The sequence below is a fragment of the Methylobacterium sp. EM32 genome (assembly GCF_040593685.1).
Taxonomy (GTDB): Bacteria; Pseudomonadota; Alphaproteobacteria; order Rhizobiales; family Beijerinckiaceae; genus Methylobacterium.
Genome location: NZ_JBEXZS010000264.1, coordinates 82,124 through 99,102, shown reverse-complemented (window position 1 = coordinate 99,102; position 16,979 = coordinate 82,124). Strand labels below are relative to the sequence as shown.

Annotated in this window: 32 protein-coding genes; 22 read left to right on the top strand and 10 right to left on the bottom strand. The window is 72.2% G+C overall.

The window, feature by feature from the left end:
• Window positions 1-268: 268 nt before the first annotated feature.
• From ABZT49_RS32945 to ABZT49_RS32875, 15 genes are all read left to right on the top strand, one after another.
• The gene (locus ABZT49_RS32945) at window positions 269-574 is read left to right on the top strand and encodes a hypothetical protein (RefSeq protein ID WP_331297085.1); all 306 of its coding nucleotides are present in this window, start codon (window positions 269-271) and stop codon (window positions 572-574) included.
• Between the two features lie 89 nt (window positions 575-663).
• Window positions 664-948, top strand: coding sequence for a hypothetical protein (locus tag ABZT49_RS32940; protein ID WP_331297086.1), 285 nt, complete (start codon window positions 664-666; stop codon window positions 946-948).
• The gene (locus ABZT49_RS32935; RefSeq protein ID WP_331297087.1) at window positions 945-1,394 is read left to right on the top strand and encodes a hypothetical protein; all 450 of its coding nucleotides are present in this window, start codon (window positions 945-947) and stop codon (window positions 1,392-1,394) included. Before ABZT49_RS32940 ends, ABZT49_RS32935 begins: the two co-directional genes overlap by 4 nt.
• Window positions 1,391-1,741: a hypothetical protein gene (locus tag ABZT49_RS32930; RefSeq protein ID WP_355292645.1), complete on the top strand. Its 351-nt coding sequence runs from the start codon at window positions 1,391-1,393 to the stop codon at window positions 1,739-1,741. Before ABZT49_RS32935 ends, ABZT49_RS32930 begins: the two co-directional genes overlap by 4 nt.
• A gap of 2 nt (window positions 1,742-1,743) precedes the next feature.
• Complete coding sequence (locus ABZT49_RS32925; protein ID WP_331297089.1) at window positions 1,744-1,977, top strand: hypothetical protein; 234 nt, start codon at window positions 1,744-1,746, stop codon at window positions 1,975-1,977.
• A gap of 86 nt (window positions 1,978-2,063) precedes the next feature.
• Window positions 2,064-2,528 carry a lysozyme gene (locus tag ABZT49_RS32920; protein WP_331297130.1) on the top strand — a complete coding sequence of 155 codons (465 nt, stop codon included), beginning with the start codon at window positions 2,064-2,066 and terminating at the stop codon, window positions 2,526-2,528.
• Window positions 2,529-2,530: 2 nt separating this feature from the next.
• Entirely contained in the window at window positions 2,531-2,821 is a 291-nt protein-coding gene (locus ABZT49_RS32915) for a hypothetical protein (RefSeq protein ID WP_331297090.1), read from the top strand.
• A complete protein-coding gene (locus tag ABZT49_RS32910; protein ID WP_331297091.1) occupies window positions 2,821-3,039 on the top strand; it encodes a hypothetical protein in 219 nt (72 codons plus the stop codon). The genes ABZT49_RS32915 and ABZT49_RS32910 overlap by 1 nt, the downstream gene beginning before the upstream one ends.
• Window position 3,040: 1 nt before the next feature.
• On the top strand, window positions 3,041-3,334 hold the full coding sequence (locus ABZT49_RS32905) for a hypothetical protein (RefSeq protein ID WP_355292643.1): 294 nt from the start codon (window positions 3,041-3,043) through the stop codon (window positions 3,332-3,334).
• A complete protein-coding gene (locus ABZT49_RS32900; protein WP_331297093.1) occupies window positions 3,334-3,714 on the top strand; it encodes a hypothetical protein in 381 nt (126 codons plus the stop codon). Before ABZT49_RS32905 ends, ABZT49_RS32900 begins: the two co-directional genes overlap by 1 nt.
• On the top strand, window positions 3,711-3,947 hold the full coding sequence (locus tag ABZT49_RS32895; protein ID WP_331297094.1) for a lipoprotein: 237 nt from the start codon (window positions 3,711-3,713) through the stop codon (window positions 3,945-3,947). Before ABZT49_RS32900 ends, ABZT49_RS32895 begins: the two co-directional genes overlap by 4 nt.
• Window positions 3,944-4,117, top strand: coding sequence for a hypothetical protein (locus ABZT49_RS32890; RefSeq protein WP_331297095.1), 174 nt, complete (start codon window positions 3,944-3,946; stop codon window positions 4,115-4,117). Before ABZT49_RS32895 ends, ABZT49_RS32890 begins: the two co-directional genes overlap by 4 nt.
• Window positions 4,118-4,196: 79 nt before the next feature.
• The gene (locus ABZT49_RS32885; protein WP_331297096.1) at window positions 4,197-4,385 is read left to right on the top strand and encodes a hypothetical protein; all 189 of its coding nucleotides are present in this window, start codon (window positions 4,197-4,199) and stop codon (window positions 4,383-4,385) included.
• Window positions 4,378-4,599, top strand: a complete 222-nt coding sequence (locus tag ABZT49_RS32880; protein ID WP_331297097.1) for a hypothetical protein — start codon at window positions 4,378-4,380, stop codon at window positions 4,597-4,599. Before ABZT49_RS32885 ends, ABZT49_RS32880 begins: the two co-directional genes overlap by 8 nt.
• A gap of 147 nt (window positions 4,600-4,746) precedes the next feature.
• Complete coding sequence (locus ABZT49_RS32875; RefSeq protein WP_331297098.1) at window positions 4,747-5,628, top strand: phage antirepressor KilAC domain-containing protein; 882 nt, start codon at window positions 4,747-4,749, stop codon at window positions 5,626-5,628.
• A gap of 190 nt (window positions 5,629-5,818) precedes the next feature.
• Here ABZT49_RS32875 and ABZT49_RS32870 read toward each other — a convergent pair whose 3' ends face one another.
• The 4 genes from ABZT49_RS32870 to ABZT49_RS32855 all read right to left on the bottom strand — a co-directional run bounded on the left by ABZT49_RS32870 (window position 5,819) and on the right by ABZT49_RS32855 (window position 9,219).
• Window positions 5,819-6,166, bottom strand: coding sequence for a helix-turn-helix domain-containing protein (locus tag ABZT49_RS32870; RefSeq protein WP_331297099.1), 348 nt, complete (start codon window positions 6,164-6,166; stop codon window positions 5,819-5,821).
• 466 nt (window positions 6,167-6,632) lie between these two features.
• Window positions 6,633-6,989 carry a hypothetical protein gene (locus ABZT49_RS32865; RefSeq protein ID WP_331297101.1) on the bottom strand — a complete coding sequence of 119 codons (357 nt, stop codon included), beginning with the start codon at window positions 6,987-6,989 and terminating at the stop codon, window positions 6,633-6,635.
• Between the two features lie 11 nt (window positions 6,990-7,000).
• Window positions 7,001-8,617: an AAA family ATPase gene (locus ABZT49_RS32860; RefSeq protein ID WP_355292639.1), complete on the bottom strand. Its 1,617-nt coding sequence runs from the start codon at window positions 8,615-8,617 to the stop codon at window positions 7,001-7,003.
• A 68-nt stretch (window positions 8,618-8,685) separates the two neighbouring features.
• Window positions 8,686-9,219 carry a hypothetical protein gene (locus ABZT49_RS32855; protein ID WP_331297103.1) on the bottom strand — a complete coding sequence of 178 codons (534 nt, stop codon included), beginning with the start codon at window positions 9,217-9,219 and terminating at the stop codon, window positions 8,686-8,688.
• 138 nt (window positions 9,220-9,357) lie between these two features.
• Between ABZT49_RS32855 and ABZT49_RS32850 the strand changes: the two genes are divergently transcribed.
• The 3 genes from ABZT49_RS32850 to ABZT49_RS32840 all read left to right on the top strand — a co-directional run bounded on the left by ABZT49_RS32850 (window position 9,358) and on the right by ABZT49_RS32840 (window position 11,789).
• Entirely contained in the window at window positions 9,358-10,632 is a 1,275-nt protein-coding gene (locus tag ABZT49_RS32850; protein ID WP_331297104.1) for a hypothetical protein, read from the top strand.
• Entirely contained in the window at window positions 10,629-10,973 is a 345-nt protein-coding gene (locus tag ABZT49_RS32845; protein WP_331297105.1) for a hypothetical protein, read from the top strand. Before ABZT49_RS32850 ends, ABZT49_RS32845 begins: the two co-directional genes overlap by 4 nt.
• Window positions 10,974-11,171: 198 nt before the next feature.
• Window positions 11,172-11,789 carry a metallophosphoesterase gene (locus ABZT49_RS32840; protein WP_331297106.1) on the top strand — a complete coding sequence of 206 codons (618 nt, stop codon included), beginning with the start codon at window positions 11,172-11,174 and terminating at the stop codon, window positions 11,787-11,789.
• A 41-nt stretch (window positions 11,790-11,830) separates the two neighbouring features.
• Here the strand turns inward: ABZT49_RS32840 and ABZT49_RS32835 are convergent, their stop codons facing one another.
• From ABZT49_RS32835 to ABZT49_RS32825, 3 genes are read right to left on the bottom strand one after another with little or no spacing between them, the layout of a single operon-like run.
• A complete protein-coding gene (locus tag ABZT49_RS32835) occupies window positions 11,831-12,073 on the bottom strand; it encodes a hypothetical protein (RefSeq protein WP_331297107.1) in 243 nt (80 codons plus the stop codon).
• Window positions 12,070-12,381: a hypothetical protein gene (locus ABZT49_RS32830; RefSeq protein ID WP_331297108.1), complete on the bottom strand. Its 312-nt coding sequence runs from the start codon at window positions 12,379-12,381 to the stop codon at window positions 12,070-12,072. Before ABZT49_RS32830 ends, ABZT49_RS32835 begins: the two co-directional genes overlap by 4 nt.
• Before the next feature lie 13 nt (window positions 12,382-12,394).
• Window positions 12,395-12,811, bottom strand: coding sequence for a hypothetical protein (locus ABZT49_RS32825; protein ID WP_355292635.1), 417 nt, complete (start codon window positions 12,809-12,811; stop codon window positions 12,395-12,397).
• A 164-nt stretch (window positions 12,812-12,975) separates the two neighbouring features.
• On the opposite strand from ABZT49_RS32825, the gene ABZT49_RS32820 reads away from it, so the two are divergent.
• Entirely contained in the window at window positions 12,976-13,557 is a 582-nt protein-coding gene (locus ABZT49_RS32820) for a hypothetical protein (RefSeq protein WP_355292634.1), read from the top strand.
• 147 nt (window positions 13,558-13,704) lie between these two features.
• On the opposite strand, the gene ABZT49_RS32815 is transcribed toward ABZT49_RS32820, so the two are convergent.
• Window positions 13,705-13,998: a hypothetical protein gene (locus ABZT49_RS32815; protein ID WP_331297111.1), complete on the bottom strand. Its 294-nt coding sequence runs from the start codon at window positions 13,996-13,998 to the stop codon at window positions 13,705-13,707.
• Between the two features lie 168 nt (window positions 13,999-14,166).
• Here ABZT49_RS32815 and ABZT49_RS32810 point away from each other — a divergent pair, with 168 nt between their 5' ends.
• On the top strand, window positions 14,167-14,634 hold the full coding sequence (locus ABZT49_RS32810) for a hypothetical protein (RefSeq protein WP_355292632.1): 468 nt from the start codon (window positions 14,167-14,169) through the stop codon (window positions 14,632-14,634).
• Between the two features lie 66 nt (window positions 14,635-14,700).
• Here ABZT49_RS32810 and ABZT49_RS32805 read toward each other — a convergent pair whose 3' ends face one another.
• Both ABZT49_RS32805 and ABZT49_RS32800 read right to left on the bottom strand, forming a co-directional pair.
• Window positions 14,701-15,015: a hypothetical protein gene (locus ABZT49_RS32805; protein WP_331297113.1), complete on the bottom strand. Its 315-nt coding sequence runs from the start codon at window positions 15,013-15,015 to the stop codon at window positions 14,701-14,703.
• Between the two features lie 10 nt (window positions 15,016-15,025).
• On the bottom strand, window positions 15,026-15,559 hold the full coding sequence (locus ABZT49_RS32800; protein WP_331297114.1) for a hypothetical protein: 534 nt from the start codon (window positions 15,557-15,559) through the stop codon (window positions 15,026-15,028).
• 518 nt (window positions 15,560-16,077) lie between these two features.
• On the opposite strand from ABZT49_RS32800, the gene ABZT49_RS32795 reads away from it, so the two are divergent.
• Window positions 16,078-16,455: a hypothetical protein gene (locus tag ABZT49_RS32795; protein ID WP_407943620.1), complete on the top strand. Its 378-nt coding sequence runs from the start codon at window positions 16,078-16,080 to the stop codon at window positions 16,453-16,455.
• 36 nt (window positions 16,456-16,491) lie between these two features.
• The gene (locus tag ABZT49_RS32790; protein WP_355292630.1) at window positions 16,492-16,896 is read left to right on the top strand and encodes a nuclear transport factor 2 family protein; all 405 of its coding nucleotides are present in this window, start codon (window positions 16,492-16,494) and stop codon (window positions 16,894-16,896) included.
• Window positions 16,897-16,979 lie beyond the last annotated feature (83 nt).

The following is a 16,979-nucleotide window of genomic DNA, read 5'->3' as shown; positions in this document are numbered from 1 at the left end:
CCCTGCCGCCCCCCCTCCGAAAGTCGCCCCCGGACTGCCTGTCGGCATTGTCCCTTGCGCCCCGTGGCCCTACACTGCGGTCATCCGGTGACCCGGTAGCTGCACCACAGCTTGAGCCCCGCTGCTGCGCACCTCGCGCCGGCGGGGCTCTACCATTTTGGTTCCCTCGCGAGTGGCCTTCCCGGGGCCCGCCGCACCTACGACCTCGCCTCCGACGGCTAGCCGAATACCGGCACCGGGGGGACGCTCCGAGCACAAGGAGCGTCTCGTGCAGCCATCCCCTGCGACCGCCACCACCGCCCAGCGCGGTAATCCCGACGGCGTCCGCGCCCGTGCCACCGACCATGCCGTCCGCCGGTACGCCGAGCGGGCGCTGGGCGTCGTGGGCGATGGCGACGACGCCGAGGCCGTGAAGGCGCTGCAGGCCCACCGGGTCAACGTCGCGGCCATCCGCCGGCGCCTCAGCATCGTCGGCGGCCTCGGGGTCGCCAACGGCGCCTGCGCGGTCATCGAGGGCCAGACCGGCCTGAAGCTCGTCATCGCCGACGGGGCCGTGGTGGCCGTGCTGGCCTAGAAGGTCCGCGCCGACCTCCTGCCCACCGGCCCGTCGACGCCTGTGCCGCCCCGGCGCCAGCGCACGTGCCTCGACGCGGAGTACCAGGCGTGACCGACCAGCCCTTCAACTTCGACGCGTGCCCAGACGCGACCGCCTGCAAGGCCGGGATGCTCGGGGTGATCCGCCCCGGCATGGACTGGAGCGAGGTCCACTGCGGCCGCTGCGGCAGCCAGGGCATCGTGCGCCACGGCGAGCTCCTGCCGCCGTCGCCGTTCCCGACGGCGTTCGAGGCCATCCCGTCCGATCCCGTGTCCGAGCCGGTCCCGGAGGCGGACCCCGCCCCGGCGGATGCGCCTGGCCCGTCCGGCGAGGGCAAGGGGTCCGCATCGTGAACCGCGCGCTTCCCTTCGGGGGCTACCATGAGCGCCGCGAGGCCGAGTGGGTCGGGGCCCTGGTGCTGCTCGGCGTTGCCGTCGCCCTCCTGCTCCCCGGGGCGACGTTCTCGCGCCCGACGTTCGACGCCTTCTCCGACATCGCCCCCGAGGGGACCTGGGGCGCCGCGTTGTTCGGCGTCGCCGTCGTCCGGATGCTGGGCCTCTGGGTGAACGGCTCTAAGCGCCACTCCCCGAGCATCCGCCTCGTCACTGCCGCCGCCGGGGCCGCCGTCTGGACCGGCCTGGCATGGCTCCTCGCCCGGGACGGCTACCCCGGCTGGAACACCGGCGTCGGCGCCTACGGCGTCCTTGCCCTCGTCGACGCCTACTGCGCGTTCCGGGCCCTCTGGGATCAGGGCACGAACGACCAGCGCGCAGCCATCGTCCGGAGGGCCGCCCGTTGATCGACCTCGTCAGCACCTTCATCGGCCTGCCCGCCGACGCCCTGAAGGCCATCGGCACCGTCGCCGTCGGCGGCGTCTTCGCCGGGGGCACCTACGTCCTCGCGCGGATCAAAGAGGCCCGCCGCCCGCCCGAGCAGTCCCTGGCGCTTCCCCGCATCGCCCTCGACCCGGCCGACCGCGACCTCGGGTTCACGCTCGTCCGGACAGGCACCGACCTGACCCGCGCCCTCCACGACCACGGCGAGATCCTGCGCCGGTCGCTCCGGGGCGACGATGACGACGACGGCGACGGCGGGTCACCGCCCCGGCCGCCGCGGCCGCCCCGCTCGAACCGCCTGAGGTCCTGACCGTGCGCAAGCCCAAGCTCGTCCCGAACGCCAAGACCGTCGCCAAGCGGTCCTGGTCCTTCCGGCTCAACGCCGTCGGCGCCGTCCTCGGCGCGGTCGAACTCGGCATGAGCGTGTTCGCCTCGTCCCCGCCGGTATCGCCGGTGGTGTTCGCCGCGGCCTACGCGGCCGTGAACCTCGGCGGCATGGCGGCCCGCCTCGTGGCCCAGCAGGCCATCTCCGGGGAGACCGCCTGATGTTTGCCTTCCTTCGCGGCCTCGGTGCCCCCCGGGCCGTTGCCGGAATTCCGGCAAACGTCGCCGCGTCCCGACCGGCGCTGAAGCTGGGATCCCGGCTCAAGCGGTCCGCCGCCGCGGCCGCCCTGTGCACCGGCCTCGTCGGCGGGTTCGAGGGCCTCCGGACCTCGGCCTACCCCGACCCGGCGACGGGACGCGAACCCTGGACGGTGTGCTTCGGCGAGACAGCCGGGGTGAAGCGGGGCGACACCCACACGGTGGCCGAGTGCAAGGCGATGCTCGCCCGCAGCCTGGAGGGGTACGCCCTGAAGCTGGAGGCGTGCGTCACCCGGCCGATGGCCGACGAGACCTACGCCGCCTTCCTGAGCCTCTCCTACAACATCGGCTCGGGCGGCTTCTGCAAGTCGAGCGTCGCGCGCCTCTGGAACGCCGGCGAGACCCGCGCCGCCTGCGACGCGATGCTGAAGTTCAACCGCGCCGCCGGCGTCACGATGCCGGGCCTGACCCGGCGCCGGACGCAGGAACGCGCCCTCTGCCTGAAGGGAATCTGACCGTGAAGCTGCCCGCTCTGTACATCCTCCTGCTTACCCTTCCCTGGGTCTGGCTCCTCCTGATCGACCGGGCGAGAACCACCGCCCGGCTCGGGCACGACCGGCTCCACGCCTTCAGCCTCGCGGCAACCCTCTGGCTGCTCGCCCTGTCAGCAGTCGATGGTCCGCGCCCCCTGATGATGCTGCTCACGCTGCCGTGCCTGATCGTGTTCGCCCTGGCCGCATGGCAGGCGGCGCGACGCACCTGGGTGGCCGGGCAGGTGCTGTTCGGCCGGAAGCGGAAGGTCGCCTGATGTCGACCGCCGCCATCTGCGTCATCGCCGTCTGCGCCCTGCTGGCGTTCGGCTCGCTGGTCCAGGCCGTGAAGGACGTCCTCGTCGCCCGGACGCAGCCCCCGGCCTGCCCCTGCCGGGACCTCCACTCCCTGACCCTGATCCCGGGGTCCGTCTTCGAGCTCCCGCCGGGCACGAACCTCGCCCGCATGGCGCGCGGCGCCGGAGAAGTGCACTGACATGGACGCCCAAGCCCTCGAAGCCGCAGCCAGGACCAAGGCCGAACTCGACGTGACCGAGGAGCTCACGCGGGCACTGCGCGCGACCCGGTACAAGCCCATGGACGGCCCCGACCCCGAGCCCGAAGCGGTCTTCGACGTGGCCCGCGGGATCGGGGACCATCTCCATGCGGCAGGCGCGCCTGAGATGGCGGACCGCCTGGAGGCCGAGATCTTCGCGGCCGCCGACACCGCCCTGGCGCTCCACTCGTACCGGCTCCGCATCAAGCTGCTGCGCGCCGGGGTGCAGATCTGATGCTCGACCTGGCGCTCGCCCTCGTCGTCACGCCTGCCGGAATTGCGGCGCTGGCCGCCGCAGTGGGCGCCGTCCTGGCCGCGGTCTACGTGCCCCGGCTCGCCGTCCCGGTCGCCTTGGTGGCGGTGATCCTCGCCGGCGTCGCCTACGTGTCCCGCCTCCAGACCGAGGTCGCCTCGACCCGCCGGGACCTCGCCGAGGCCCGCGAGCTTGCCGAGGTCCGCGGGCGCGTCGTCGAGTCCCTCCAGCGCGAGCACCAGGCCGCGGCCAAGCGGACCCGCGCGACGGCGGCCGCCCATGACCGCATCCGTCGGGCCCCCGCCACCGACGACGGCCCGGTCGCGCCGGTCCTCCGCCATGCCCTGGAGGCCGGACAGTGAAGCCGATCATCGTCGTTGCCCTGTTAGCACTCGCCCTCAGTGGCTGCCAAAGCCGTGGCGGCTCCCTCGCCGAGATCCCGGACGAGCTCCTGACCTGCCAGGGCGCGCCCGTTTGGCGCCGCGGCGGCACCCAACGCGACGTCGCCCTCCACGTCACCGACCTGCGTGCGGCCCATGGGGACTGCCAGGGCAAGCTCGGCGCCGTCCGATCCATCGCGAGGCCCGACCAATGACGCCGGTCGCCCTCGTCGCCCTCTACTGCCTCGCCGCCGCGCCGGAGCCCCTCGTCAAGTCGGACGTCCACCGGGCGCTCCGGGGCGAGCCCGTCGCCGCGGCCCCCGCCCGGGGCGACGTCGCCGAGGCCGCCCGGGAGGCCGCCCGCCATCGCCGGAGGCACCCGTGAGCATCACCGTCGCCTTCATCGTCGGGTTCCTGATCGGGGCCTGCCTGTACGACCCGCCCCGCTGGCCCCCGAGGGCGGCGTGAGGGCCTACGTCCCCGATGTCGTCACCCCGGCCGCGCGGGCCGTCGTCGACGCCGCCCGGGAGCTCGTCCGGTCGAGGCGTTGGTTCCTCGACCTGCCGGCCGACCGCGACCTCCCCGACACCCTGCAGGCCGCCCTCGACCGGGCGGTGCAAGCCCTCGACGCCGCGGAGGCCGACCGTGGCTGAGGCTGACCCCTGCCGCCGGGCTCTGACGCCTGTCGAGGAGGCCAAGCTGTTCGCCCGGGACGCGCTTCGGGCCGCCCGGGGCGTGCTTGCCGGAAATCCGGCAAGCGAGGCGGGCGAGGCCTACCTGGCGGTGTTCGCGGTGCTCGCCATCGCCGCCCTGTTCCCCGGGATGGACGATGCCGGGCAGGCCTGCGGAGCGCCCCGGGAGGCCTGAAAGGGGGTCGGTTCGACCGACGCCCCCGGGGGCCGTGGCGGCTTGCAACCCGAATCGGTAGGGTAAGGGGCACCCCGCCGCCGGCGAGGCGGCCCCGGGAGCGCGTCCAACGCTCCGCGGGGCCTGACCCGACCCACGGAGTGCACCGTGAATCGAGCTGCCACCCTTTCTACCACGTCGACCCTGCCCGCCGTCACCCTGGGCGAGGCCACATCCACCTTCAGTTTCGACGGCAAGCCCGTCCGAGTCGTCAATCGCGGCAGCAGCGCCCTCTTCGTCGCCCGCGACCTCTGCCGCGCGCTCGACCTCGATAACGTCACCGCCGCCCTGCGCCCCCTCGACGAGGACGAGAAGGGCACGGTCATGCTCGACGACGACGAGTTCCGCACCCTTAGCTCAAGTAAAGGTGCCCGCGCCCGGGCCGTCGTCACCGAGGGCGGCATGTACACGGTCGTGCTCCGGTCCCGGAAGGCGATGGAGCCGGGCTCCATCGCTTACCGCTTCAGGCGCTGGGTCACCGATACCGTGCTCCCGTCCGTTCGCCAGACGGGGACCCACGTCGTACCCGCCGCGCCGCAGCCCGCCCCGATGGTCATCGACGTTCGAGATCCCGGCCAGCTATCGGTCATCGCCCTGCAGCTCATCCAGGTGACGCAGGAGATGGCGGCGAAGCTCGCGGTGACCGAGGCCGCCGTCGAGGCTACCCGGCCGGCCGTCGAGTTCGTCGAGGCTCTCGCGGACAGCGACGGGACCTGGGGCCTTCAGGCCGCGGGGAAGGCCCTCGGGCAGGGGCCGAACAAGTTCGTGGCCTGGCTCAAGGGCCGTGGTGACGTCTTCGAGCTCAACAAGGGCAACGTGGCCAAGCAACGCCTCATCGACCAGGGGCTGTTCACCGTCCGCTGGGAGCCGTTCGGCGGCAAGCCTCGGCCGACGACCAAGGTCACCGGCAAGGGCATCGTCCACTACGCCAAGGCACTCGGCGTCAGACCCCCGCAGCAGCCTCCGCAGGCCCTGCTCCCTGGCTTCTGACCCGATGCAGGGAATGCGTAGCGAACCCGACTTTGCTACCGAGACGGCCCGGTTCGCGAGAGGGGGCCGGGCCTTTCCTTTGCCGCCAGGACCGTGACGGCGGATGGCGCCGGGCGGGTCGCGGCGACGCCGGCGACGACCAGACCCAGCGCGCACAGCACCAGCGCCACCGCGAGCGTCCGGTCCACGGTCAGTCCCCCGGCGCCGGCAGCGCTTCGCCGTCGTCGATCTCGGCCGGGGCCGGCGGGGGCGTCCCCGCGGCGCGGCGCAGGGCCACCAGCAGGTCGAGGCCGAGCGCTTCCGCCACCAGCACGGCATCCCCGACATCCGTCGGCGCGCCGGCCTCCAGGTCGCGGATGGTGCTCTCGGAGACGCCGGTCTCGATGGCGAGGCGCCGCACGGGCAGGCGCCGGGCCGCCCGCTGCCGGGCGATGATCTCCCCGATGTCGCGGCGGCGGCGGGCAGCCTCCCGAGCCGCCCACTCCTCGGCCGAGAGCTCGGGTTCGTCTACGGTCGGGTCGTCGGCGGCAAGGCGCATGGCGGGCTCCGGGGGTTGCGACAGCCTAGGCTGCGGGGTGGCTAGTCACCAGAGCTCACGTCGCCCTCGCCGAGGGGCGGGCACGGCCCGCTCATCGCGACCGTCACGTTTAGCCCGTCCTGCCGGGTGACGCTCCATACGCGCATCTGCGCCTGGCCGTACGCGCTGACGCCTGCGGGGGACCAAACGCCGGTGAGCCTGCCCCCGTCGAGAGATGCGGAACCGCTCCCCTGGAGCTCGATCCGCTCGCGACCGTTTCGGGTATCGACGGTCCCGCACACGATTGTCGTCGTCCAGTATCGCGCATCCGTCCGGTCCGGGGCAGCGTAGATGCGGGCGAACCGCTGGCGGCCGGGGACGTCGGGGCCGCGGACGGAAAGCAGGAACCGGTCGCCCACCGCGGGGAACGCCAACTCCGGGGCAGGCGCCGCGGCGGCCGGGGCGGCGGCGAGCGCCAGGGCGAGGGTCAGAGCACCGCGTAGCATGAGCCGTCCGCCTCGAAATGAACCAGGGAAGCCTTGAGGACGGCGACGCCGTCGTCGGTGAGGAAGGCGGCCGCCTCGAACGGGTCGAAGCGTACGCGGATGGCGCTCGGCCAGCGCGGGGCGACGATGGGCGTGCCGACGGCGAACGCACAGACCTCGCGGACCTGCAGGCGCTGCACCCTGGCGACGGCGGCGTGGTGGACCACGAAGCGGACGTCCCGCAGCGCCGTCTCGGCGACGTGCCGGACGACCCGATTTCCGGCCCTGATGCTCCAGGCCCGGCGGCGCGTGTGCCAATAGACGGCCACCTCGACGGCGGCGGTGGATGGGGAGGCCATTACGTCCCCCATCACATGCGCGTCGCGAGGGCGTCACGGGCAGCGACCAGGCCCTCGACGAGCTGGCGCAGGGAGCGCACGCTGCCGCCACGCCAATGCGCGGCTAGGACCGCCTCTTCCTCGGGATCGGGCCCGGGCAGCCAAGCGTCGTAGAGGCCGCGCTCGGCCCGGATGTCGGCGAAGATGCCCCGCGTCAGGGCCGGGAGCGAGGCCAGCGTGCGCGGCCCCATCTCCAGGACCCTGAAGCGCGAGAGCAGCGCGGGGTCGAGGCCCGCGCGGGTGTTCGCCGTCGCGATGTAGGAGACGCCGCTGAGGTCGACCGCGCATTCCAGGAACGGGTCGTGGTACGCCCGCGCGGTCTCTCGCTCGGTCATGGCCAAAATTCCGTCGGTAAGCAGGCCGTTGTCGCGGCGCGTCCCGGCGCGGGAAAGCTCGTCGAGGACGACGAGGACCGAGGCCGCATCGGCGCGCCGGATGGCCTGCAGGGGCACGCAAGCGCGGCCGGTGCTCCACTGGCGCGACGTGCCGATGAACGAGGAATCGCTCACCCCGGCGCATCCATAGACGGTGACGGCCAGTCCCAGGACCTCCCCGAGCCGACGAGAGAACCTGGACTTGCCGGTGCCGGGCGGCCCCAGCAGCAGCGTAGGAGGGAGCGCCACGTATGCCCGACCTGAGAGGGGCCCGAGGATGGCGTCAACGATGGCGACGTCGTCCGGGAACTCGGCGACGAGCGTCGCCCGCGCCGCGGCGAGATCCGGGACGCGGACGAGGCGGAGCCGCCGGCCGGCGACCGGCGCCCATTCCGAGCGGGGCGTTGAGCCCGTCGACCCGCCGGGCTTGCCCTCACCGGGCTTCGCCAGGCCGGGCAGGTGCGAGACGCTGGCGAGGACGAGCAGGCTCGGCCCGGTCTCCACGACCGCCGCGGCGGCCTTGTCCTCGGCGGCCATCTCGCGGGCTGCCGCATTCCACGCCGTCTCCGGCTGCGGCGCGCCCCGGGATGCCTCGTCGAGGAGGCGGCCGCCGCGCACGAGGGCGATGTCGAGCCGACCGAGTGCCCCTTGCCCGGGCCGCCAATGGAGGTGGTCGACGTCTTCCGCCAGTCCGATGGCCGCCCGGACATAGCGGTGCCCGTCTCGAAGGCCCAGGAGATCCGGCATGAGGGCGCGAACGTATGCGCGGGCGGGCTCGTGCCCGACTTCCCATGCGCATAGGGCCAGCACCCCGGCCAGGAGCCGCAGGTTCTGCGCGACGAACTCGCCCTCGTCGGAGAACTCGTTGCTGAAGTCGGCGATCAGGTCGCTCTCGCGCAGCCACCCGGCGACGGCGTCGAAAGCGGCCGCGATCTGCACGGCCAGGGTCTGCTCGGCCTCGCGGCGGTTGCGCTTCACTTCGTGCGCATATGCGTCGAACGCCAGCGCCAGGCCGCGGTAGATGCCTACGATCCGCACGTCCTCGCCGAAGGCGGACGCCGTCCGGAGCGCCGGGACCGACCTGCCGAAGCGAGCGGTGAGAAGAAGGGCGGCCGGAGCGTGGGGGAAGCCGGCGCGGCGGGGGGCTTCGGCGTCGCCGGAGAGATAACGCTCAATCGCGCAGGCAAGCGCACCCGCGTTGGGGGGGCTGGTCATGGAGTGCTCCATCGTGCAGCGCCGAGGGGCATCCCTTCGAGCGCTTAGTCAGCCGACGGTTCTAGCCGCTATTCCTTAACCGTTCCTGTCACCGCGTCCCGCCAAGCCGACTTTTCCCGCCGGGCGACCATGAGGATTTCGACGGCATTCCTTGAGACCTCCATGGCCTCCTCGAACTGGACACGGGGGTGCGAGCCTTCCGCGGCCTTGGTCGCGTACCGCGCCAGGGCGAGTAGGAGGCCGCCCAGGGCCTCGGGTGCGTGGGAGTCCGTCGTCTGGGCGAGGGCGAGCAGTACGCTCGGCGGCAGGCCCTGGCGGGCGAGACGGCTCATGGAAAGGCCCCGGCGGTCGACGGCGAACGCCTCGGCGAACGCGGTCGTCCACCCGCCCGGCCAGAGCCGATCCGCCGCGGCGTCGACGGCGTCAACCAGCGCGGCGTTGACCTCGGTGGCGTCGAGCGGCTTCGGCTCGCCCTCGCCTATGAGGTGGGGGCGGCGCTCGGGGTCGTAGGCGAGGGCCAAGCGCCCGACGAGGCCGACGACCGTCCATCCGGCGGGCCGGCGCCAGCGGTCCGGCGACACGTATTGAAGTGCGATCTCCATGCCGTCCCGGATAGCACGGCCCCGGCGGCGCGCCAGCGGCCCGACGGCGTCCCTGTTCGAATCGACGCGCGTGCGTACCATCCCTGGTGGGCATAGCCCGCGAGGTCACCGAGCCGTGGCCGCCCCCAGGACCCCCTCATGGCGAACAACACCACGCTACGTCTGACGCTCGCGGGGCCGCCCGAGGACATCGCGGCGTTCAAGGCCGCCCACATCGTTGAGAACACCAACCGCAGCTACGACGGCTCCCCGGTCCGCCTGAGTTTCGAGACGTTCGCGCCATACCAGCAGAGCGAGGGCCGGGAATGGACCTATGAGAACTGGGGCAGTTGCTACAACGCTGGCGACTTCGAGTTCATCCGCGACGAGCCCGGCGAGATCGAGGTCCGATTCGACGCCTACAACGGCGACGCCGAGCCCATCTTCCAGCAGATCGCGCACCGGTTCCCCGAGTTCTACGGCCGGGTGCTCGGCATCGAGGATGGCGGCTTTTACTCCTGCTCCGGAGAGTTCATGCTGGGGCTGTTCGCGTACCGCCGCGCCGAGTGGTCGAAGGACGTCTACGAGCAGGTCCACGGCTACCCGTACGATGGGGATGAGGACGAGGGACCCGAGGGCGAGGAGCCGGGCGCGGACGACGCCGCCGGAAATCCGGCAACAGGCTCGGGCGCCATCATCGAGTCCCTCGCGCGCTACCAGGCGGCCGAACGCCAGACCTGGTTCCACCACCTCGCCATGTCGATTGCCATGGGCGTCACGACCGTCGAGGCCATGGAGGGCGAGTGGAAGGCCGACCAGGAGCGCAGGGACGCCCTGATCGCGGCCGGCAAGATGGACGCCTACGGCAACCGGTTCTTCGAGGTCGGCGACCTGGTGACCCGGGACGGGACCGACATCCACCGCGTCGTCGAGCACAACGGAAGCCCCGGGCACGCCCCGGACGGGTTCACCGTCGTCTGCGTCAGCCCGCCGGCGGACGGCTGGTGCGATGTCGGCGACGAGGAGTTCAACATCTGCCGCCGGTACGAGTGGCATAGGGACCCGCTTGCCGGAAATCCGGCAAACCCGAAGCCCAGCCGTGACGCCAGCCCGCCCAGCGAGGCCGAGGACCTGCACCGCGGGGAGTCCCTCTACGCTCACTTCATGGTCGCGGAGCGCGAGCGCCACCGACGCGAGATGTCGGAATGGCGTGCCGAGTTCGAGCGTGGCTACCTCCGTCCGACCCGGAACGCATGGGTCGACGTGCTGGTCGACATGGAGGCGGCCAAGGCGGCCCGGCCGGCAATCGGGAAGCCCCTGTCCCGCCGAGCCCGGCGCCGGAACCGGGGGCGCGTCACCGCGGCGAGGATCGCGTTGGCGCGGGTGTACCACGAACCCGTCACGTGGGCTTGGCCGGCGCAGGGGGCGGCATGACGACCGACGCAACCGCCCTGGCGAAGATCGGCCAATGGACCTCCATCTGCGGCGACAAGCCGGAGGTCCTCGTGCAGGAGCTCGCTGACCTCGGTTTCGCGGTCGTCCGGCGCCCTGAATGGCGCGACCCCGACGACGCGCCCCTGGAGACACCTTTCCTCGTCAAGGCGACGATCTTCGCGGACCCCGGCTACACCGACGAGAGGACGGACATCTTCATCGGGGAGCGCATGCGTTCCGGTAGGTGGCTCCTGGGGCACGGAAGCGTGCGGTCACCGTCGTACCGGGTTCTCGGGTGGTTCCCCATCCCGCGGTCCCTGCGCAAGGACATGGCAGCCTGAGCGCCCAGGCTATCCGCCCAGGGATTACGTAACCACGCCCCGAACCCGCGCTTGCCGCCCCCGGCGCGAGCTGCGATCCCTGACCCACCGAAGCCCCACGAGGCCCACCGTGAAACGCATACGCCACCCCCGAACCGCTGAGACCCATCCCGGGGCGTGACGCCATGCGCGCAGCCCCCCGCTACGGAGGCTGCCTTCATGAAGACCAAGCACTCGACGTTCAATTCCGCGACCACCTGGTTCACCGCCGACACCCACTTCGGGCACCGCGGGATCCTCAAGATGGAGGGTCGCCCCTGGGACGACATCGCCCGGCACGACGATGACTTGGTGCACGCCTGGAACTCGCGCGTCCGGCCGGGGCACGACGTGTTCTTTATGGGCGACTTCGCCATGAACTCGTCGGCCGAGCGGTGCCGGGAGATCTTCTCCCGGTTGAACGGGAAGCTGCATCTCATCATCGGTAACCACGACGGCGACCGCCACGTGTCGCTTCCCTGGGCATCCCCGCCGGCCGACCTGCGGACCATCCACGTGGACGGCGTCGCCATCGTCATGTGCCACTACGCCTTGCGCACCTGGAACGGCATGTGGCGCGGCGCGCTCCACCTTTACGGCCACTCGCACGGCAAGCTGCCCGGGACGAGCCGGTCGCTCGACGTCGGCGTCGACGCCTGGGGGTACCGGCCGGTCAACCTGGCGGAGATCCAGGAGCGCATGGCGTCGACGCGCGAGTCCCCCGAGGAGCGGCGGATCGCCGAGGAGCGCGAGGAGCGGGCGAAGCGGCAGGCAGCGGCGGCCGCCGAGGAGGCCTGAAACGAGAAGGGCCCCGGGGAGCGTCCCCGGGGGCCTTCGTTCTATTCGGCTTCCTCGATGGCGGCGGCCGCCCGGCGCATGGCCAGAGCCTGCGCCTCCAGCCCAGACGCCTCCTGGCCGAGCAGGTCGTGGAGGTTCCGGATGGCCGAATCGGACATCTCGCGCTGCCCGGCGGCCCACCGCTGAACCAGGCGCGCGTCGACGCCGAGAGCGGCCGCAACGGGGCGGCGCCACTCGGGACCGAACAGCGCCTCCCCGGCGGCCGCGAGCAGATCGGGCGTCACGCCTCGGCTCTCCAGACGCACGAGCCCGACCATTCAGTGATCCACGCGATCAACTCCAACGGCTCGTCGGGCGTGCCGCAGGCCCATGCCAGGACCTCACCCGACGAAAGGGTCCCGAGGTACACGTCCCCGGGCCGGTCCTCGCGGTACCAGGCCGGGCGGGGGCGCGTGCAGGCCGCCGCGATGGAGGCCGCGGAGCGCCTGGCATCGGCCTCGGTCCGGGCGCTCTTGAGGACCTGGATGGCCGGCAGGGCGCCCAGGGACGCGCGGCGTGCTGCGAGGTCGTGGACGGGGGTGTTGTCGTTCATGGCGATGCCCCCCTCAGATGCAGAGCCCGAGGGCGCGGTCGTCGGCGTCGAGGACCGCGAGGTCGCGCTCCAGCAGGACCTGCGCGAGGTCGACCCGGATGCCCGACACGCTCTCCCGTTGGCGGCGAACGCGCCCCTTGGGAAGGGCGTGCGTGTAGCGGAGCTCGACGCAGATCTCCCCCTCGATGTCGACGTTGTTCTCCAGGGCCCAGTCGATCCACGCCCGATGGATCGACTTGGTGCGGCGCCAGTCGGCCTGGATGACCAAGTCGAGGTCGGGGCGCGGGTACTCTTCGTAGGGGGCCGCGATGCGGGCGTAGACAACCGGCGTGGCGCCGGCGGCGGCGAGGCTGTCGGCGAGGCGCTCGCGGTCAGCCTGGTCGAGGCTGTGTGCGGGGCGCGAAAGGCGAATCGAGGAATCGGTCGTCATGGTGCCGAGGTCTCCCGTACGGCGTGGCGCGGGACGGCAGGGCCGACCTCGCATGAGGGGATGGTACGGGTGGCGACGAAAGCTGAAAGGCCCCCGCGGGCGGGATGTGGCTTTCGTCGCCAGGGCGCAGGCTACCGGGGTTGCCACCCCTCTGGAGGTCCCCCATGCGTTCCGTTGTCCGTTTCGTCGCCGCCATCATGAAGGCCGCCCTCGTGGCCCTCGCGACCGCTCCCCGGCTCGTCTGGGATGGCGTCAGATGGGTCGCCCGCTCGATGTCCGGCGGCGCGCCCGGGCAGGCGGCCGCCGCGCAGGCCGAGGCCGTCGCGGAGCTCCAGGCCGCCGCCGACGAGGCCACACAGAACCTCGCGGCGCCGGCCGCGTCCGCTACCGCAGCGCCGTCGGCGGACGCGTCCGTGGAGTGGGGCCAGGCGGCGCTCCGTTTCCTCGCCGGGCAGCGCCGTGGCGTCGAGGGGACGCTGGACGAACCGGCGCTGGCGTATCTCGGGGCTCTATCGCCGGAGCAGCAGGCGCGCCTGGCCGCGCACCCGGCGCGGCGGATCGGGGAGCACCTCCTTCGCGAGCGCCGCATCGCCTCGCTCCCGGAGCCGGAGGACATGGCGGGGTGGCGCAAGGCCGAGCTCGCCCGGCTCTGCCGCCTGTCGCTGCCCGAGCCGGTCCTGCGCGTCGACCCTTGGGCGGGCCTTCCAAAAGAGGCCCGATCCCTGCCGGCGCCCGCCTTCGCCTGACGCGCCATCCCAAACGAAAGAGGCCCGCCCGGTACGCCCGGGCGGGCCTCTTTCGTTTCGATCACATTCGCGTGACTTGCTTATACCCGGTTGACTCTTTCTGCGCGCACACATCCTGACCCGCGGTGAGCACGTCTTGGCATCACGTCATGCCGCGGTGGCACGCGCTAGGATGATGCGGCGGAGCTCGTCCTCCTCGACCTGCCTGGCGGTCTCGGCGCGGACGGCTGTCGCCCGTCGGACATGTCCGGCGGCGAGGCGGGCGGAACGGACACGGGCGGCGACGGTGCGGTACGCGTCCGCGAGATCGGCGTCCTGCTCGGCGCGGGCGGCTTGGCGGGCGAGGCGCCCGGCGACGAGGGCGGACCCGAGGGCGCCGGCGATGGAGTAGGCAGCGCTCTCGAAGCCGCCGGCGACCTGGTGGGCGTTCGTATGGTACATCAGGGCGGCCTCCGTCGGTGCGTGTCACCCTGAGATCGCAGCTCCCCGAATCGGTGCCAAGAGTCCCCAGACGCCTTCCTGTGCGCAGGGTAAAGGAAGCCCTGGCCCGGGACGCCTGGTCGCTTGCCGGCCGACGCAGCATGATCCCCTCCTGACCGGGAGGCCTCTATGCTCTACGACGACGACGACGCCGGTGACGAGTTCCTGGAGGGCGTTCTGGCCGAGGCGCGAGCCGATCAGGACCTCGACACGCCCGGGCCCGGGCCGCTGCCGGTTCCCAAGACGGTGGGTGTCCGACGGGCGGGCTCGTCCGCGGCCGCCGAGCGAAGGCGCGACGACGCCGAGCGCAAGCGCGTCGAACGCCTCAAGCGCCGCGAGGCGGGCCTGCTGGAGACGCCCTCCATCGACGGCGCCATCGTGGCGGCGCTGGCCGCCCACCTCGCCCGCATGGGGGTCAAGGACACCGTCGCGCTCGCTGGCGCCATCGGCGGTCTGCGCGTCCCGCTCCTGCCGGTATTCGGGGAGGCCAAAGTGGTCCTGATGGAGAAGGGAGCGACGGCGGAGAGCGCCGCCCTGATGCTCGCCGGGCGGCTGCTGGGCACCCCGCAGACCCCGAAGACGGACGCGGCGCCCTGAGATCCTGGACGCATCCCGGGACCGAGTGCCGATGTAACGGGGCGCCCCCTTAGTAGAGAGCGATTTTCACTGGCCGCGTCCGAAATCCGGGGCCTTGGGCGGCTCCCCGCCCATCCCCCAGGCGAACCATCTCGCTCGGGGGTCCTCATCGACGTAGGCCCGGCGTTCGGCGACCTCGCGCAGGATGGCCGCGCCCTCGGGCGTCTCGACGCCGGGGGAACCGAGGCTCGCGTCGGGGGCGACTGTCAAAGCCCAGGCCTGGATCTCCGCCACGCGCGCCCGACGATCCGCCGGGACGTCGGGCTGCTGGAGGGCCGCCGAGCAGAGCGTGTCGAGCGTGCTCAACGCCGGCGCTACGCCGTACTTCTTCTTCGGGTACATGGGCGGGTCCTCAGGGCATCTCGGGCAGATCGGCGAAGGCGTCGGCGTCTTCCGCGAATTGCCCCGCGGCCACCTGAGCGTAGTGCTCAGCCCACATGGCCTTCTTCGTCCTCGCGCGCAGCGCCCGGCGCGGGCGTTTGGCCAGGAGCTCGGCGGCCGACTGCAGCGTCTCTAGCCAGCCCGTGCGGACGCGCTGCCGGCTTCCGTCGGGGGCGAAGGCCAGCCACTCCCCGGCGCGAATCCAGCCCGTCCGCCCCCGCATCTCCCCCGGCCGGACGCACAGGCCCAGCAGTTGCTCATCGACATCGCGGATCTCGTACGCGCTGACGGGGAGGCCGGTGAAGCGCAGGTGCGGGCGGAGCGGTTCCCGCCTCCGATCCACCGCCAGTTCATGGGCGAGCTCCGCGGCGAAGGCTCCGTCTGGCCAGGCGGCGACGGCCGCAAGCAGAACGTCGTGCTCATCCGGGCGGCGAACGGGCCTCGCGGTGAGCGTGGCGTAGCTGGGCTCGGGCCAGCCGGTGTGGATGCGGATCGTGCGTGGCATGGCGCGAGCCTAGGAGGCAGGCCCTACCGGCACGCTAAGCCGCGTGGTCAAGGAACGGCGAACGGAATCCGGGTGATTTTAGGCGTGGCCTGGAACGGGACACGGGGGCCAGCTCATAACGTGAACCGACCAAACATCGACCAAACATGTTGCCGTTAGGGGAGGCGTTTCGGGGTGACGAGAGATGACGAGAGAAACCCCCTTGCGCTGCCGACGGCGGCATCGTAGAGACACCGCCGTCGGCACACGCCCCCGTTCGGGACGTGGGGGTCGCAGGTTCAAATCCTGCCACTCCGACCATTTCTCCCTAGGGAGACTGCGTCTTCCCGAGAGAGCCTGAAATCCCCTTCACAAGGTCGGCCCACGGTTTCGTCCGGGAATTGGCCTGTGAGGCTCGGTCACCAAGGGCCGCGTCTGACCGGAATGCCGGGCGAGTTGAGCCCGCCTGCGCGGGATCGCGCCGAGGGATCGGAGGATGCTCGCCGTGGCGCTCCTGCATCCCAACCGGACGCGCCGCCTTGCTGATCCGGACCACCGCTGTGACGGTGGAGGCGGATCTGATCGCGGCGGCAACCGAGGCGCCTTTGTTCAAGCCGGTCGACCTGGGCGGCCTCTCGTCGTCCGAGGCCTTCGCCGGCCTCGTGCCCGGAGCGCAGGTCGTGAAGGCGTTCAACCATCTGCGACCGGGCCTCGTCGCCGGCGACCCGGCTAACCGCGGCGGCCGCCGCGTGCTGTTCTACCCAAGCGACGACGCGCCGGCGAAGGCGGAGGTCGGGGCGCTGGTCGACCGGCTCGGCTTCTTCGGCCTCGACTTGGGTCCGCTGGCCGTCGGCGGCCGCCTCTTCCAGTTCCCCGGCGGTCCCCTGCCCGCGCTCGACCGCATCAGGTTCGGCTGATTCCACGATCCGGCCGTCACTCACAGGAGGCATCCCATGTCGAGCGACCCATCATCGACCATCCCGGGAGCGGCGGAGCTCGATTACGACACGCTGCTCCGGGCGAACCTGGAGCGCGTCTTCAACGAGCGCGACGCGGACAAGCGGGAAGCGGCCCTGGCTGAACTCTTCGCCGATGAGCCGGTGATGTACGAGCCGACCCACGTCGTGCGCGGACGCGACGCCATCTCGACGGTCGCCGGCAACCTGCTCGACCAGTTCGGACCGACGTTCCGGTTCACCCCCGTCGGTCGCGCGGTCGGGCACCATGGCCTCGGCTCGCTATCCTGGCAGGCGGGTCCGGACGATGGTCCCGTCGCGGTCACGGGCTCGGACGTGGCCGAGATCGTGGACGGAAAGATCGTTCGTCTCTGGGTGCTGCTGAACCCGCCTGCTGCCTGACGCCAGGATGCGGGGCCGCCTTGCGGGCGGCCGTCCCGCCGAGGCGTGACCCCGCTCCCGGGCCACCGTCAGGATTCGGGCAC